This is a genomic window from Fibrobacter sp., assembly GCA_024399065.1.
Lineage (GTDB): Bacteria > Fibrobacterota > Fibrobacteria > Fibrobacterales > Fibrobacteraceae > Fibrobacter.
The window spans coordinates 25,788-42,993 of the sequence record JAKSIB010000016.1 but is presented as its reverse complement, the minus strand read 5'-3'; the positions used below and the strand labels follow the sequence as shown (position 1 = coordinate 42,993).

At 51.0% G+C, this 17,206-nt stretch carries 14 protein-coding genes; 2 read left to right on the top strand and 12 right to left on the bottom strand.

From position 1 onward, the window contains the following. Nucleotides 1-2 precede the first annotated feature (2 nt). Genes MJZ25_09480 through rapA form a run of 5 tightly spaced genes read right to left on the bottom strand, consistent with a single transcriptional unit; the run spans nucleotide 3 to nucleotide 8,078 of the window. On the bottom strand, nucleotides 3-506 hold the full coding sequence (locus MJZ25_09480; protein ID MCQ2124400.1) for a hypothetical protein: 504 nt from the start codon (nucleotides 504-506) through the stop codon (nucleotides 3-5). Nucleotides 507-515: 9 nt separating this feature from the next. Continuing rightward, nucleotides 516-3,176 carry a DNA mismatch repair protein MutS gene (gene mutS, locus MJZ25_09475; protein MCQ2124399.1) on the bottom strand — a complete coding sequence of 887 codons (2,661 nt, stop codon included), beginning with the start codon at nucleotides 3,174-3,176 and terminating at the stop codon, nucleotides 516-518. After that, complete coding sequence (gene scpB, locus MJZ25_09470; GenBank protein ID MCQ2124398.1) at nucleotides 3,176-3,883, bottom strand: SMC-Scp complex subunit ScpB; 708 nt, start codon at nucleotides 3,881-3,883, stop codon at nucleotides 3,176-3,178. The genes mutS and scpB overlap by 1 nt, the downstream gene beginning before the upstream one ends. A gap of 15 nt (nucleotides 3,884-3,898) precedes the next feature. Then, entirely contained in the window at nucleotides 3,899-5,038 is a 1,140-nt protein-coding gene (gene proB, locus MJZ25_09465; protein ID MCQ2124397.1) for a glutamate 5-kinase, read from the bottom strand. Between the two features lie 49 nt (nucleotides 5,039-5,087). Next, nucleotides 5,088-8,078 carry an RNA polymerase-associated protein RapA gene (rapA, locus tag MJZ25_09460; GenBank protein MCQ2124396.1) on the bottom strand — a complete coding sequence of 997 codons (2,991 nt, stop codon included), beginning with the start codon at nucleotides 8,076-8,078 and terminating at the stop codon, nucleotides 5,088-5,090. 61 nt (nucleotides 8,079-8,139) lie between these two features. Between rapA and MJZ25_09455 the strand changes: the two genes are divergently transcribed. Together MJZ25_09455 and murA are read left to right on the top strand one after the other, a co-directional pair. Continuing rightward, nucleotides 8,140-8,940, top strand: coding sequence for an RDD family protein (locus MJZ25_09455; GenBank protein MCQ2124395.1), 801 nt, complete (start codon nucleotides 8,140-8,142; stop codon nucleotides 8,938-8,940). 25 nt (nucleotides 8,941-8,965) lie between these two features. Further along, on the top strand, nucleotides 8,966-10,243 hold the full coding sequence (gene murA / locus MJZ25_09450) for a UDP-N-acetylglucosamine 1-carboxyvinyltransferase (GenBank protein MCQ2124394.1): 1,278 nt from the start codon (nucleotides 8,966-8,968) through the stop codon (nucleotides 10,241-10,243). 147 nt (nucleotides 10,244-10,390) lie between these two features. Here the strand turns inward: murA and MJZ25_09445 are convergent, their stop codons facing one another. From MJZ25_09445 to MJZ25_09415, 7 genes are all read right to left on the bottom strand, one after another. Further along, nucleotides 10,391-11,422 (bottom strand): tetratricopeptide repeat protein, encoded by a 1,032-nt coding sequence (locus MJZ25_09445; protein ID MCQ2124393.1) that lies wholly within the window; start codon nucleotides 11,420-11,422, stop codon nucleotides 10,391-10,393. Nucleotides 11,423-11,497: 75 nt separating this feature from the next. Continuing rightward, nucleotides 11,498-12,097, bottom strand: a complete 600-nt coding sequence (locus MJZ25_09440) for an OmpA family protein (protein MCQ2124392.1) — start codon at nucleotides 12,095-12,097, stop codon at nucleotides 11,498-11,500. A 19-nt stretch (nucleotides 12,098-12,116) separates the two neighbouring features. After that, nucleotides 12,117-13,415, bottom strand: coding sequence for a translocation protein TolB (locus MJZ25_09435; protein MCQ2124391.1), 1,299 nt, complete (start codon nucleotides 13,413-13,415; stop codon nucleotides 12,117-12,119). Between the two features lie 33 nt (nucleotides 13,416-13,448). Beyond that, nucleotides 13,449-14,231, bottom strand: a complete 783-nt coding sequence (locus MJZ25_09430) for a TonB C-terminal domain-containing protein (protein ID MCQ2124390.1) — start codon at nucleotides 14,229-14,231, stop codon at nucleotides 13,449-13,451. Beyond that, on the bottom strand, nucleotides 14,228-14,638 hold the full coding sequence (locus MJZ25_09425; GenBank protein ID MCQ2124389.1) for a biopolymer transporter ExbD: 411 nt from the start codon (nucleotides 14,636-14,638) through the stop codon (nucleotides 14,228-14,230). Before MJZ25_09425 ends, MJZ25_09430 begins: the two co-directional genes overlap by 4 nt. A 9-nt stretch (nucleotides 14,639-14,647) precedes the next feature. Further along, nucleotides 14,648-15,313, bottom strand: a complete 666-nt coding sequence (locus tag MJZ25_09420) for a MotA/TolQ/ExbB proton channel family protein (protein MCQ2124388.1) — start codon at nucleotides 15,311-15,313, stop codon at nucleotides 14,648-14,650. 203 nt (nucleotides 15,314-15,516) lie between these two features. Continuing rightward, complete coding sequence (locus tag MJZ25_09415) at nucleotides 15,517-17,091, bottom strand: FecR domain-containing protein (protein MCQ2124387.1); 1,575 nt, start codon at nucleotides 17,089-17,091, stop codon at nucleotides 15,517-15,519. Between the last annotated feature and the right edge of the window lie 115 nt (nucleotides 17,092-17,206).

Sequence of the window (17,206 nt, the reverse complement as noted above, 5' to 3'; positions counted from 1 at the left end):
ATCTAAAAATCGTTTTCTTGCAGCCAAGTTCTCATCTGACTTGGCTGTATTTTTTTTGCCAGGGATTTCTTGGCAATAAATTCACCAAAAGTTGTGGCCATTTTTTCGGGATTCAATTTGAAGTCCACACGTCCCAAGTCAAGGCGATCCGCATCGTAGCAGGTATCAATGGTAGGATCACCGCTACGACGTTCCGTTGTGTGGTTGGTACAGGCATGGAACAGTTTTTCAAACTGTTCATCCGTAATCTCGAAAAGTTTTTCCTCGTGGCACTTCTTGGCGAATTCCGCCCCACGACTTCCATGAGTTTCATCATAGCCGTCGCTTTCCCGCTTGGAATCGTGGAACAAGGCGAACAATCTCACCACGGTGATGTCCGCCTTGGTCTTTTTCGCAAGCATCAGTCCGTTAAACTCCACCTGACGCCAATGGGCCAGCCCGTGGATATCGGAATCGTAAATGCGATCTCCGTAAACGAATTCCTGAAGCGCCGCAAAATCAATCATGATGAAAACTTACTTTCCGTAATGTTCCTTCAGGTCCATCAAGGTTTGAAGAGCCTGCATGGGAGTCATTTCTTCCGGACGGAGGCGGCGCACTTCTTCCTTGAGGAGGGTGGAGCTTTCATCGGGAGGAGCAAAGAGATCCACCTGAGGCTTTTCCTTCAGTTTCTTGTTGGCGGCTTCGTCGCTGGGGTCGATCTTGTGCTTTTCCAAGCGGAGCAAGATCTTGCGGGCGCGGCGGAGAACGTTGTTGGGTAAGCCAGCCATTTCAGCCACATGGATACCATAGCTGGAGTCGCAAGCACCTTCCAGAATCTTATGCAAGAAGATGAGCTTGTCGCCCTTTTCCTGAACGGCTACCTGATAGTTGCCGGCATGTTCCAAGTCGTCCACAAGGCCGGTCAATTCGTGGTAGTGGGTTGCAAACAGCGTTAGGGCTGCGCGGGCGGGCTCGTCATGAAGAGTTTCTACGATAGCCCAGGCAATGGAGAGGCCGTCAAAGGTACTGGTACCGCGGCCGATTTCGTCCAGAAGAACAAGGCTATGGGAGGTAGCGTTACGCAGAATGTTTGCGGTTTCAATCATTTCCACCATGAAGGTAGAGAGGCCGCGACTTAAGCGGTCACTTGCACCCACGCGGGTGAAGATGCGGTCCACAACGCCAATGCGGGCGCTTTCTGCAGGCACGAAGCAGCCTATTTGTGCCATCAATACGATGAGGCCGGTCTGACGCAGGTAAGTAGATTTACCAGCCATATTCGGGCCGGTAATAAGCATCAATCGGGTCGCCTCGGGCGAAAGCTTCACGTCATTGCTAATGAAGTCCAGGTCCGGATTCACAGCAACAATCACCGGATGGAAACCACCCTTGATTTCGATGCCGGAACCTTCGAAGACTTCGGGGCAAACGTAATTGTACTTACGTGCGGCGCGGGCAAAGCTGTACAGCGTATCCACGCGTGCGATGGCGTTTGCAATTTCCTGAAGTTCTGCACGCCAGGAATTGACGCGTTCGCGAAGTTCGCTAAAGATCTTGTATTCCAGAGCGTGAATGTTCACTTCGGCATTGCTAATGACGGATTCGCATTCCTTCATTTCCGGAGTGATGTAACGTTCTGCATTCACCGTAGTCTGCTTACGAATGTATTCGTCGGGAATCGGATTCGTTGCCTTGGCCATGGCGGCGCGGGTCACTTCGATGTAGTAACCAAACACCTTGTTGTAACCCACCTTGATACTGGGGATGCCAAGGCGTTCCTTTTCGCGGGTTTCCAAGGAAGCAATCCACTGACGTTTATCCTTGATGTTGGCATTCAGCTGGTCCAATTCAGCATTGGCACCTTCGCGAATCATGCCACCTTCGCGGACAGTCATGGGCAAATCATCATTGAACTGACTAAGAAGTTCCTCTCCCCTACCCTTGGCGAGAATCAAAGCTTCGCGCATGGGTTCGAAAATGGGAGAACGCAAACCTTCAAGAACATCGGCCACCTTGGAAGCCTGAGACAAGGAGCGTCCCATACCAGCAAGGTCACGGGCATTGGCACGTCCGGAGCCCACACGGCCCATCAAGCGTTCCATATCCAGAATGGAAGTGAGAGATTCCTTCAATTCGTCAAGAGCCACAGGATTGTTCACCAATTCATTCACCGCTTCTTCGCGTTCCTTGATGCGGTCCACGGAAATCAACGGATGGCTCACCCAATCCTTCAAAGTTCTGCCACCCATGGCAGTGACGGTAAAGTCGAGAACATAGCAAAGGGTGCTGCTAATGTCATCTGCGTTCAGCGGGCGAACCAATTCCAGGTTACGAAGGGTGCTGGGATCCAGCGTCATGTAGTCATCAAGATTCAGAATCTCGAGGTTCGTAAAGTGGGAAAGTTCAGATTTTTTCTGGTACATCAAGTACTGCAGAAGAGCACCAGTCACGGAAGTTTCTTCATCGCGGCCATCCAAGCCGAGACCGTCCAAGGCTTCCACCTTGAAATGAGAGAACAGCGTATCCTTGGCGGCTTCAACGCCAAACTGGAATGCAGGCAGTTCTGTAATCAAAATGTTTTCGGACTTCACCAAGTCCATGACGCCGGCAGGAATCTTGCAACCTTCGGGCACGACAATTTCCTTAGGCATGCGGCGACAGAATTCACATTCAAAAGCCTGAACGGAGCTCTTGCAAGTAGCCAAATAACCGGTGGTCACATCGGCAATGGCAAACACGGCCATCTCGGCAGACTTGCCGTCGGCATTTTCGGAACCCGCGCCAGCTTTTTCCGCAGTTCCCGGAACATAGGCGCAAAGGTAGTTTGCTTCCTTGGCGTCCAGGTTGGCTTCGTTCATGGCGGTGCCGGCACTGATAATTTCAACAATATCGCGCTTGACGATTCCCTTGGCAAGCTTCGGGTCTTCCACCTGTTCGCAAATAGCCACTCGGTAACCTGCTGCAACCATCTTGGGAACGTAACGTTCCGCAGCGTGGTGCGGGAAACCGCAAAGAGGTGTAGCGCCGGAAGCACCGTTGTTACGGCTTGTGAGAGTAATGCCCAAAATCTTAGAGGCGATAACAGCGTCTTCTTCGAAAAGTTCAAAGAAGTCACCCATTCTAAAGAACAGAATACAACCAGGGTTTTGAGCCTTGATATCGTAATACTGCTGCATCAACGGAGTGCAGGCCATTACAAGTCTCCCATGGAAAGTTCAACCTGATCCGGATTTTCTTCCGGTTCCTTGGGCTCTTCAGTGGCGATGGATTCCGGCTTGGCGTACTGAGGTACCAGAGCACCGGCTTCCAGAAGTTCACTGAATTCGCGAAGGCGGGGCAAGTCTTCGGGAATGCGGTTAATTCCGAAGTACTTCATGAATTCCTGTGTAGTCACGTAAGTGTAGGGGTTGCCTACAGTTTCTGCGCGGGCACCCAATGCGATAAACTTCTTATCCAGCAAGTTACGGATGGGACCATCTGCAGAAGAAACGCCACGGACCTGTTCGATGGCGGCCTTGGTAATGGGCTGCTGATAAGCAATCACAGCCAAGGTTTCCAGAGCAGCCTGGCTCAAGCGACGAGCATTAACATCCGGGAACAACTTGCGGACCCAAGGATAATACTTGGCGCGGGTACGGAAGCGATAGCCACCGGCCTGTTCCACAATTTCAAACGGAGAATTGATCTTGTTCAAGGAGTCGTTGGCAGCGATCAAAGCGTCGGACACCAAACGAGCATCCAAGAAGTCTCCAAGAATTTCACGGAGCTTCTTCAGGGTCACCACATCGGGCGATGCAAAAACCAGGGCCTGGATAATACGGGCGAGATCTTCCTGACTTTCAACTTTAGGAAGTTCCGCAGATTCTTCGGCCAATTCATCTAAGTTCTGATCTTCTGCCATATTGCAAGCCTCTTACTAGAACACGACCAGGTCGTTTTTATGAATAAGTTCATCAGCCACGTCCTTGCCCAGCAAGGCGTGGATTTCAGAAGTTTTCTTATGAAGCACCAGCTTCAAAGTTTCGCTATCAAACTTTGCAACACCGCGGGCGACGGCTTCACCCTTGGGGCTAAGGACTTCGATCAAGTCGCCCTTGTCAAAGTGCTTCTTCACAGCAACAACGCCAACAGGCAACAAGCTGGAATGCTTTTCACGCAATGCCTTTACGCCACCTTCATCCACCACAACGCTTCCGCGGGGAGTGGTAATAAAGCTGAGCCAACGCTGACGGCTGTTCAGCTTCTTGGCAGAGCCTACGAACAACGTACCTTCAGCCTGTTCCAGCACCACTTCGTGAGGAAGCACGCGCATACCGCAAGCAAGGAAAGCATTGCAACCGCTCTTAGTCACATTACGAATCGCTTCAAGCTTACTGCGCATACCGCCAGTACTTACAGCGGAGCCGGCTTCGCCAGGCTTACCTGCAAGAGCAAGAACTGCGGGAGTAATTTCCGGAACAAAGCGGAGCAAACGAGCATTGGGGTTCTTCTTCGGATTGTCATCGAAGAGACCATCTTCGTCAGTAAAGATCAAGAGCAGGTCGGCATCCAAGAAGAGCGCGACGTCACTACTCAGTTTGTCGTTATCGCCCACCTTGATTTCAGCCACAGCAAGAGAGTCGTTTTCATTGATGATGGGAACAATCTTGCGGGCAAGCATAGCCTTGATGGTGTTCTGCAAATTCTTGTAACGGCCGCGGTCACGGAAGTCATCTGCAGACAAAAGAATCTGACCCACAGAAAGTTGGCACCAGCGGAACATTTCGCGGTAAGCGTACATCAAGTCGATCTGGCCCACAGCAGCGCAAGCCTGCTTTTCTGCAATGACCGTCGGCTTTTCCTTGTAACCCAGCTGACTCATGCCGGTACCCACAGCGCCGGAAGTCACAATCACCACTTCCTTGCCGGCTTCCATGAGGCGGGCAACGGAGTCTGCCAACTTCTGGATGTAACGGGTACGTACGCCGCCCTTTTCGGAGTCCACGAGAATACGGGAACCAATCTTCACCACAATGCGGTGGGCTTCGTTCAAAATGTTCTTTCTTAATTCACTCATAATCAGGTTCGAGGCGCGAGGCCCGAGGTTCGAGGTTCGAGGTTCAATATTAACGGCAGACCAGAAGGCGGATTGCGTCCAGACGGAGCTGCGGGTTGGAAATAATCTTCTTCCATTCCTGAACGTTCTTGCGGAGCTGCTGCAGCTGGGTGTTATTGCCAGCCTTGCCACGCATCATCAGCAAGTGGTTCATACGTTGATATTCCTGTTCTGCGCGAGCTTCCACAGCTTCTGCAGCTTGTTCAGCCCATTCCTTGGCCTGAGTCATGGCATTGCGGCGAGCAATGGCCAAGCCATCCTTGCTGAAGTACTTCAAGGTCATGTTCACTGCAGGATTGCCCTGAGGAACAGCCACATCCTTGAAGGAAGCATTTGCAAGTTCAGGAACCTTATCGCTCAAGTCTTCGCCAGTGGGGTTCACCAACACAGTCAGGTAACGAGGACCTGCCAAGTCAGACACGCCCCATTCTTCGGAAATGGCGAAGTCTACAGCAAAATTGTACTGCATGATCAAGCCACGCATACCGGAGTTCTGCCAAATGTTGCAGGACACAGCGCCGTTATCCAAGGTGGTTTCAAAGTCCAGCACACCCTGGGACAGTGGATGTTCCAAGCTGACGAAATCCACTTCGTCATGAACCATGGCCACCTTACGGTCGAAGGTAATGGTAAGGCTGGAAGCATCGCTATAGCGAGCGTCATCATCGCCACCACCGGAACCTTCTTCAAAGTTGCCCACTTCCTGAACCACACGGCCACCAGCGCTACTGCTACCCGGAATACCGCCCACAGATTCGGGCATGCCCGGCACAGAACCAGCTTCCACCTGGGTACCCATGGTCACAATGAAGCAACCCGGGATCTTGCTCTTTTCAATTTCAAGACCACGTTCCATCAAGGAAGAGAACACCAAGGTCTGCAAGTCAGGAATAGCATCGACGCGTTCAATTTCGTCGGTGATTTCCTTAGCCTTCTCGGGATTGCGGGAATTGAATTCCAGCAAGCGGTCACGGCCCTTTTCAATATTCTTGCGCATGGCTTCGCAGTCCTTTTTGACCTGCGGAATCACATCATCGATGAAGTGCTGCAGCAGCGGGCCAGGTTCTGCCAAGGCGGCAATAAGTTCATCGGTATACTTGAGGAACAGTTCGCCACCGCTCATCATGGGAGTACCGAAAGCGTTCAAGCCGTTATGATACCAGCGGAACATCACTTCCTGACCGGAGCCCTTTACATAAGGCACGTGGATGATGATGTTTTCGTTCTGACCGATACGGTCCAAACGACCAATACGCTGTTCCACCAAGGAAGCATCCAGCGGCAGGTCGAACAAAATCAAATGATGGGCAAACTGGAAGTTACGGCCTTCGGAACCGATTTCAGAAGCGATCAAGAGGTTTGCACCGTTTTCCTTACTGAAGTTTGCGGCAGCCTTGTCGCGAGCCATGATAGTCATGTTCTCGTGGAACATGGAGAATGCGCCCGGGCCCATGTATTCGGTAAGCAAGGCTTCCAATGCAAGAACCACTTCGATGGATTCGCAAATCAAGAGGACCTTGTCGTTCTGGTGTTCCTTCAGGAACTTCTTGAGCCATACGTAACGTTCGTCCAAAGGCCATGCATCGGAATAGCTAGTGCAGAGCAAACCGTTTTCCTGAATGTCCGTGGACATGTCCAGGTCCTGTTCTGCAGCGGCGTTCACCATGTCGCGGTAGTTGGGATTCGGGTCCAGGGCAACTTCGTCCAGCACGCGCTTAGGGAAACCGCCCACGCCCTTACGGGTATTACGGAACACCACGGAACCAGTACCCACGGCATCTACAATGCGGCGGATCCATTCGTCGGCAGACATGGACTTTGCACTTTCCTGTTCAAGCCACGGGCGGATGATGGACTTCTTGGGAACGATTTCATTCAAGTCATCCCAGCTCATCTGCTGGCCAGGGTCTGTCGGCAGCTTGTTCAACTCGTTCACCAACTTGCGGTAAGCGTCCTGATCCTTGATAAAGTTATTGTAATCCGCAAAGCGCACCGGGTCCAACATCTTCAAGCGGTTGAACTGAGATTCCGGATGGAACTGGAGCGGAGTTCCAGTCAAAAGAAGAACGCCCTTGGAACGCTGGATTACAGCATTGGCCAAGAGGTATTCGTGGCTGGTAAAGCCATCTTCGCACACCAGGTGGTGGGCTTCATCGATAATGGTCATGTCCCAATTGGTCTTCAGCAAGTCTTCAATCAAGGCCGGCTGCTTAATCAAGAAGTCAATGGAACAAATAATGTCGTTGGCCAAGGAGAACGGATTCGGCTTATCGTCGTCATCGGCAACGAAAAGACCCTTCAGGTAACCTTCGTCCACCAAGGTGAACAGGTGGTTGAAGCGACGCTTCATTTCGATGAGCCACTGGTGCTTCAAAGTCTCCGGAACAATAATCAAGGTGCGAGTGATACGACCACGAGCCTTGAGGGCATGCCAAATCATGCCTGCTTCGATAGTCTTACCCAAGCCCACTTCGTCGGAGAGCATCAAGCGAGGCAAGGTAGAACTGGAGCAAGCGCGATGGCACAGGTAATACTGGTGCGGAATCTTGCTTACGCGGGGACCGATCATACCGCGGACCGGGGAAGAAATCCACTTGCAGGACAAGTCCATGGCGCTTTCGCGACGCTGGAATTGGCCGCTGTTGGAAATGCGGTTTTCCATGAGGGCACGGAACAAATCTGCCGGACGGGCAATGGAAATCTTGGCGTTCAGTTCAGATTCCTTCATGGAACGACCAGCACGGCCTTCATAGACCATGATACCGTCCACTTCCTTCACGTTTTCGATGGTAAAGGAAACGCCCTTTTCACTTTTTGCAGTTTCGCCTTGAGCAAGAACAAATCGATCTACCGGAGCCGTATCGGAACGATATAAACGAAGATCATTCACCGCGGGGAAAGAAATCTTGACAATACGGGCCTGAACTTCTGTGACGATACCAAGTCCCAGAGCAGGTTCCGATTGACTTACATAGCGCTGGCCAATCTTAAAATTCATCATACCTCCCAAAGGTAGCTTTTTTTTGTGCATACGGCTTTGGATTTACTACATTGTACCCTGTATGACTTGGTATTATATAGATGAATCCATCACTGATGGAGAACGCCGCAAGGGTCCCTATTCTATCGAAGAAATCAAGGACTTTGTCAAAGCCGGCGAAATCAAAAACGAAACCTTGGTTTGGCACTCCGGCATGGAAGCCTGGGTCCGCTGGGAAGAAACTTCCGAAGCAAAGGACATGGGCGATTCTGCCATTGGAAACACAGAATCTGACGCCGAAAAATTGTCCGAAGAAGAACAAATCAAGGCCGCCCTGGAAGCAATTTTAGCAGAACATAAGGCCCAGAAGCGATATGCAGGATTCATCGTTCGCGGAGCAGCCTACTGCGTAGACAACATTATTTTGTCTGCATTCGGCATCATTATCATGATGATCATGGGTCAGTTGCAGCTCATCGATGTGGACACCATCGCAAACGCATTTACAACCTACGCCAGCGACCCTTCCAATAACGAAACCGCAACAAAACTTTTGGACGCCCCCGGCATGAACTTGTTCATCGGAGTCTGGGGATTTTTCCAGGCAATCTATTTTGTGGTCTTCACCGCAATCCATTCTTCAACTCCGGGCAAGCGATTGTTCCACCTCCACGTCGAAGTTGTGGGCCAGGAAAAGATTGGTTGGATCGCAAGCGCCCTCCGCTATGTGGCAAGTTTGTTCACCCAGTTCACCTTGCTGTTCTATGGTCTCGGCTACCTGATTGTCATGGTGGACCCCCAGCGTAGAGCCTTGCACGACTGGATCGCCAAAACACGCGTCGTTTACGAACAAAGGCCTGCCACCGTTAGCAAGAAAAAGTAAGTTTTAGAAAATCTCAGAGAGTAGTATGTATCAGTTTATTGTTCCTCAAGTAAAAAAGCCTCTTGATGGCGATGTGGAAATTTCCGGTGCAAAGAACGCCGTGCTGGCCGTGATGGCAGCAGCCCTTTTGGCTGATGGCGTTTCCGAAATCACCAACGTACCCCACCTGAAAGATATGAAGACCATGTCCGACGTGCTTCGTGTCATTGGTTGCCGTATCAGTGGTGATTCCCATGTTTTAAAGATCGACACCCGTGGTGCAGATCATTTGGAAGCTCCTTACGAACTGGTGAAAACCATGCGCGCCAGCTTCTACGTGCTTGGTCCTCTGGTAGCTCGTTTCGGACGTTGCCGCGTTTCTCTTCCGGGCGGATGTGCCTGGGGCCCCCGTCCTGTGGACTTGCACCTGAAGGGTCTCGAAGCCTTGGGCGCCAAGATTACAGTGACCCACGGTTACGTTGAAGCAACTTGCGAAGGACGCCTCCCCGGTGGTACCTTCCACTTCCCCATTTCCAGCGTAGGCGCCACCGTCAATGTTTTGATGGCAGCAACCCTCGCCAAGGGCACCAGCGTTCTCCAGAACGCCGCACTGGAACCCGAAATTGACAACCTGGTAGACTACCTCATCGGTATGGGCGCCAAGATTCAGGGCCGCGGCACACGCACCCTTACGGTGCAGGGCGTCGAAGCCCTCCGCCCGGGCAATGGCTATACCATCCCGGACCGTATCGAAGCAGGTTCTTTCCTTTGCGGAGCCGCCATTACCCGTGGCCGCGTGAAGGTCACCAAGATCATTCCTGAACACATCGCCTCCACCCTGGACGCCTTCCGCGAAATGGGCTGCAAGGTGAATGTTGGCGCTGACTGGGCCGAAGTAGACGCCCGCGGTCAGGAACTGAAGCCTATCACCATCCAGACCCTCCCCTTCCCCGGCTATCCCACCGATATGCAGGCTCCGTTGATGGCAACCCTCTTGTCCATCCCGGGCAACAGCATGATCCAGGATACCGTCTACAACGACCGTTTCAAGCACGTCGCTGAACTGGAACGTCTGGGCGCAAACATCACCATCACCGGCAACACCGCCACCATCAAGGGCGGCGCTCCTCTTGAAGGTGCCGAAGTCATGGGTACCGACCTTCGCGCCAGCATGGCCATGGTCCTTGCCGCACTCATTGCCGAAGGCGAAACCAAGATCAGCCGCATCTATCATCTGGACCGCGGTTACGAAGATTTCGAAGCCAAGATGGCAACCTTGGGCGCATCCGTCGAACGCGTCATCATCGACGCCGACGAACCGTAACCAAGCCCGCGCAATTCTCAACAGAGTCTGCGCGCTCCGCCGACGTCACACAAAAAAAAGAAGCCGTTAGTAAAAAACTAACGGCTCTTTTTGTTCTCTTCTAGAATTTCAATTTTACTACGCAGACCAATTTCCGCGCAGGCAAAATTACTTTGCAGCAGGCTGAACCGGAGTCAGTGTCGGAGCAGGACCAACCACGGGTGCGGCGGGCTGAACTGCAGCAGATCGGTCAGCGGCAGGCTGAGTAGCGGCGGAAGGGGTATCCGCTACAAAGCCTTTCACAGATGCTTCTGCCGGAATAATCGTTGCTTCCTTCTGTTCCTTGGTCACGCAAGTTTCAGAGGCGTTTTCATTCTTTTCCAGCAATTCCTGAAGGATTTCTGCAGACTGTTCAAATTCGCCAGAAGCCTCGCAACTCTTGTTGGAAAGGATCTTCTGCAAATACTGCTTCTGCATATCGATATCGCATTCATCGGCATAAAGATTTGCAAGTTTGAACAAGGCCGGGCAAGTCTTCTGACCGTCGGGGAAAGCTTCCGACATACGGGCAAAGACCTTCTTGGCCTTATCGATTTGATTTGCATCGATCAGGCAGATGGCCATCCAGTACAGGGAATTTTCAGCAAGTTCGCCAGTCTTCATGGTTTCATAGACCTGCTTGAAACCAGAGTATGCCAACTTGTATTCGCCACGATGGTAATCGGAACGGGCGGTATTGAACATGGCTTCAGCTTCCACCAACTTTTCAGCTTCACGTTCCAGGCTGTCCATGGAAATAGGAGCAGGAGCGCCGCTAATCACGACCTTCTTGGCAAGAATCTTGTCGGACTTGCCCAAGAGCAAATCCAAGCGGTAGATGATTTCTTCCTGACGAGAGTCGTTGCGTTCAGATTCGTCGGAAACACGACGTGCAAGCATGGTGATTTCAGCTTGCATACGCTTCTGGGCAAATTCTGCAGCCTTCAAGCGGGCATTGGTAGAATCGAGTTCCGCACGCAAGGAGTCGTTAGCGGCAGTCAACTTGATAACTGCTGTATCAACCTTTTGCACAACGGTTTCCTGCACCTTCTTCTGCACGTGCCTGCCAACAGTCTTGAGTTCACTAGTCCTCAAGACAGTCATGCTGCTACAACCCATCAACGTCAAAACGGCAAGGCCAAGTACTGCCAAACGTTTCATATACGCCTCTTACAAATTAAACATTCATCGGTCAGGCCGCGTTTTCACGCGACCCATTACCCTTCGGCAACGCTCTTAGTCGCGAACGTTCACGCGGAAGTTTGCACGACGGTTCTGAGAGTAAGCTTCTTCAGATTCGCCTTCTGCCTTCGGAGCTTCCTTACCGTAGCTTACGGATTCCATGCGTTTGCCTTCGATACCGTAGGCAGCCAGGAATTCCTTAACCTTCATAGCACGCTTTGCACCCAAGGTGAAGTTGTAGTCTTCGGTACCGCGAGCATCGGTGTGGCCTTCGATGGTGATGGAGAAACGAGTTTCCTTCATCAGGAGTTCAGCAACCTGAGCCAAGAGTTCCTTAGCCTTTTCGGTCAGTTCAGAACGGTCGAAGTCGAAGTAGACATCTTCGCTCATGATCTGGTTAATGAGAGCTTCCAAGCGAGCACGTTCTGCTTCCAAGCGTTCAGCTTCCTGACGAGCCTGTTCTGCAGCCAAGGAGTCTGCATTCACCACCGGCTGTTCTGCAGCGGGAGCAGCAGCTTCTTCCTGCTGGACAGCGGCAGGAGCGGGACGAGCCTTCTTTGCAGAAGGAGCAGTCTTCGGCTTGGGGGAGGAGCATGCCGACAACATGATGCCAGCGACACTTGCTACGAGAGCGAACTTCAAGAGGTTCTTCATTTATCACCTTCCTTTTATTTTAGTCTAAATCGTCATAGAAGAAGGACCAAGTGGGCGAAGTATTTTCGCCGGAAGTCGTAATGCGGGTTACGTTGGATCCGTCCTTTCTCATAATGTAAATCTGATATGTTCCGCTACGGTTGCTAGAGAAGGCAATCAACTTGCCATCCGGAGACCAAGTGGGATGTTCGTTATTGCCTGCGTTGTTGGTCAACTGAACAATATCAGAACCATCCAGAGCGCAGGTATAAATATTCATCTTGCCGTTATCCATAGAGGTATAGGCAATGCGGTCACCTTCAGGAGACCAGCTGGCACGTTCATTATAGCGACCCATGAAAGTCACACGACGCATATCGCTACCGTCCTTGCCCATCACGAAAATCTGGGGGCCACCGCCACGATCGCTGGTAAACAGCACTTCAGTAGCATAGGGGCTCCAGGCGGGACTCGTCTGGTTGGACTTCAGGTAAGCAAACTTCTTTGCCCTACCCGTAGTCATATTGCCGATATACAAATCCGTCTTGCCATCCACCGTAGAGGAGAAAAGCAATTCGCCAGTCACCGGGTTTACCGCCGGACTGTAAGTCTGATCCAAATGGGTGAACAACGGCTGTTCCGCACCACCAAACTTCTTCAAGTAAAGGCGAGGACGATTGGTCTTGAAGTTTACGTACACAAGGCCAGAATTGCCCTTCATCCACACAGGCATCATACTGATGCTGGAATCGCGGGTAATCTGGGAACGGTGATAACCATCGTAGTCGGAAACCACAACCTGCTTGATTCCATCCATCTTGGAAACGTAGGCCAGCTTTGTAGATGCCACGCCACGTTCGCCCCACAGGCGCTTGATCACCAAGTCAAAGAACTTGTGCATAACTTTACGCAATTCCTGCTGAGGAACCACATAGGATTCGCCAAGCAGAATGTCCTTAGTCTGGGCAATGTACAAGAAGCAATCCACACGGAGCTTGCCATCCTGCTTGGAAACCTGACCAGTCACGTAGTGCTTCACATGATTGCGGCTGAACAAGGCCAAGTTGAACTTATCGGAAGCCACCACTTCGAAACGACCGGAAAGATTAGCATCACGAGTCAGGATCTGGTGAGGCTTTTCTTCGATCCATTCAATATTTCCCTTAGGTTCGGTAAAGGGCACAATGCCAATAGGCATAGTCTTGAAAACAGAAATACCCACGTCCACTGCAATCGTATCGATGGCAGCAGAGCTCATGGTCGGCAACAAGAACAGAATCCAAAAGGCAATCGACGCTGCCAATGTGGAAAACTTGAATGCTTTAGCTACGTACTTCATATATCTCTTCTATTTCCTCAACCCATTCACCGATCAGTTCGGAGTGAAATTAAAATGCAAAGTCAAGCTGGGAGCTCTAAAGTTGAACGGCAGTTCCGGCACCTTGGAAATCTTCACTGCTCGAACAGAAAGGTGATCCCAGGTGGAGTTGCCAGAAGAACGCTTCAACGTAATTGCAGAAATTCCACCAAAGCGGTCGATGGTAAACTGCACCGTGGTCTTGATACTCTTCTTCACATTCAAATTAGTGGGCGGGTTAAAGTTGCCCATGATAATCTGCTTCAGACGTTCCAGGTAGACCTGCATCAACGGGTCCATGTCCACGGAGCCAACAGGATTCAAGCTGGGAGCTTCAACGGCTGCAGGCAAGTCCATGTCATCGATATCAAAGTCATCCTTGGCCGGTTCGGGAGTCGGCTCCGGCTCAGGTTCCGGCTGCGGTTCCTGTTCTGGTTCCGGTTCGGGCTCAGGCTTCTTTTCTTCTTCCGGCTTGATTTCCGGCGGAAGTTCTTCGTTAATCTTAGGCTTCGGTTCCGGCTTGGGTTTCACCTTCTTAGGTTCGGGAGGAACTTCCTTCGGCGGTTCAGGAGGCTTCGGCTTTGGTGGAGCCGGCGGGGCGACCTGCTGTTGCTGAACCTGGACCATTTCAAACACTGGAATAGGTTCGGGTTCAGACTTGAAGTTCACGTAATGCATCCCGATGCAAATGCCTGCGATAACGACATGGAATACGACAGCACACACGATGATTTTCACCATCATGCCATTGTCGCCATCAGCGAAATACTGAATCTTTCCTTTCTCGTTATTGCTCACTTTCTACCCGGAGCTTCCTTAGGATTCATAGTAAGGAATCCAAGCTTTGTAACACCAAGCTTCTGGACCTGGGTCACCACCTTCATTACAAGACCGTAATGTACATCTTCGTCGGAGTTAATGACAACAGCCATATTGCCGTCCCACAAGGACTTGAAAACATTGTCAAAGCTGCTGAATTCCACCATCATGTCGGCGATGTAGATTTCTTCGCTCTTGGTGATGGAAACCTTCAACAGTTTTTCCTGTTCCATGGTGGGGGCTTCGGCCTTGGGCAAATCCACCTTGACACCCTGACTCATCAAGGGGGCGCAGATAATGAACACAATCAAGATGGCGAACACGATATCGATCATGTTCGTCAGGTTCATTTCCTGCTTAAGTTCTTTTCCGCGGCTACGCTTCACTTAAGCCTCCTAGCCAGCCACTTCTTCAAGAGCGAGCAAGTCGCCGCGCTTGAACAAGCTCAGCACCTGGGAACCAAAGTTGTAATAGGAAATTTCGTTCTGACCGTTATTGGAAGTAAAGTAGTTGTAGCCGGCAGATGCGGGAATAGCAACCACAAGGCCGCCAACGGTGGTAATCAAGGCCATAGCGATACCCGGAGCCACGACGGTCAAGTCGGCAGAACCGTGCTGACCAATCTGGAAGAAGGCCACCATGATGCCCCACACAGTACCAAGCAAACCAAAGAAGGGAGCCAGGTTGGAGGCGGTAGCCAGGAAGCTCAGGTAGCGGTCTTCGGTCAGGCGGAGGCCTTCGATGGAACGCTGGATGGTATCTTCCAGCAAGGAGGCGCGGTGCTGGATGGAGTCGTAACTCACGAAGTTACTGAACTTGGAAGCTTCCTTCAGCACTTCTTCTGTCAAACGGCGAAGGGCACTGTCATCGGCAGTTTCGCAAAGGGACTGAAGTTCCACGAACTGGGTCACATTGCTGAACTTGCGGAAAAAGACCACGTTCGCATGCTTGTTCTTGCGGTGTACGACGTACTTGACAATGATAATGCCCCAGGAGCCCAGAGACATCACTGCCAGAATGCAGAGAACCACAATCGTAGCAATGTCCGACTGCATAACCATTTGAACTAAAGGAATCGAATTGTTCAAGACAACCTCCCTACCGATCAGGTGCGTAACTCGTTGTTAATCAACAAGATAGCAATACAAAAAACATTTGTTTTGGGCTTATAACCACAATCTACAAAAAAAGTCCCCGTTTAGGGACTTTTTAGTGGTTTGTGACCAAAATCTTACACAGAGGTGAAAACAAATCTAAACAGTTTCTACCTGGAAGAGACAATTTTGGTTTGGAAGGTTTTCATAGATACAACGTCGGCGAATTTCTTGTCGTTCATTTTCACGACAACTTTGTAGACGTCGACCTTGCCATTTTCAATATTAACGTCAACCGGATTGATCGTCCTGAGGTTTTCACCCTGGAAGACAACCAACTCCTCGTCGTTGCGATATACGGTTACGGATTCCACTTCTTCAAGGCAGCTATTGTCCTTAGAGCAATTAGGCTTGTACACGAGGATGTTGAAGCGGGAATGTCCCAAGGCCTGAAGCTTCTTCATGGAAATTTCTTCCAAGGAATCCAAAGGATCCAAGGTGTTTCCCATAAGCTTCAGGATCCATTCAGGAGGAAGAGGTTCAGGAATCTTGACAGCAGCAGGCTTCTTAACCGGCTTTGCCTTCTTTTCCGGTTCTACGGCAGCCACTTCTGCGGGAGCGGCGGCAGCGGAATCCACCACAGCGGAATCAGCCTTTGCCAAGGAATCTACAGCCAGGGAGTCTGCCTTAGCCAAAGTATCTTCAACAACTTCTTCTGCCGGAGCTTCAGGAGCGGTAGGTTCGTATTCGGTCTCCCACACGTTGCAGGGGACTTCCACGGAGCCGTTGCTACAGGTAGCCATGAAGCGCTTGGTACCGGTTGCAGATTCATCCCAGCTGAAGGTACGTTCGTAGACGCCGCTTGCAGGAACAGTATCGGTCTGGCCCATCACGGTCACATAGACGCCAGGAGTCATCTGGGCCTTCAAGGTTACGGACGGACGGTTAATAGCCTTGGGAATAACCACCGGACGGAATTCAAGGTTCTGTTCGAATTCCTTCTTCTGGTCAACGTACTTGGCATCGAATGCCTGGAGGTTCTTTTCAAGTTCTTCCATGTTGTCCAGGGCGCCGGACTTGGACATTTCTTCGAGAGCCGCAAACAAGGCGGTTGTACCGGAAGATTCCAAAGGAATGGTCTTGGCATCGCCGGACTTGGTCACGAGAAGAGTCTGGTTCTGGGCAATATTGGTGGAACGGCCCTTGGCGTCCTTGACTTCCACCTTACCTTCCTTCAGGGAGGCAACCATCTGGCCATCGAGACTACCCACGAAACCTGCGGTACCGCGGATCGATGCAGTTGCGGTTCCGGTCTTGAAATTGAACTGGTTGTCCTTCTGCTTCTGGACATCGAACTGGATGTTACCATTGCGGATGTAGATGTTCACCTCACCCTTGATGGTGCTCTGCAGATCGGCATTGAATTCAACATTGGAATTTTCGGCAATGATAAAAACGGTACCGTCCGCCGTATTGAGAATCACTTCGGATTCCTTTTCAGTACGGACCTGGTCGTTATCACGAATAAGAGAACCAACGTGGAGATCTTTCCATGTTTCTGTCTTTGCCTTGAGGAACTGACTCTGACCAACGGAGCTACGAACCTTAGCCTTGAACACGGCTACAGCATCGTGATCCACCTCTGCGGTAATCTTGTTGGACTTGATGTGATCTTCAACGGCGTCCTTGCAAGCGATAAAAGCTAGGGAAAGGCAAACCGGCAAAACAAGTAATTTTCGTGACATAGGCTGATTCTCTATTTCTACACAAAATCTAAATACTGAATTTTGAAAGTCAAGTAAAAACCGAAAAAACGTCGTTGTATTTGACTACAACAGTCCCCGGAATTTGTTAAAAATC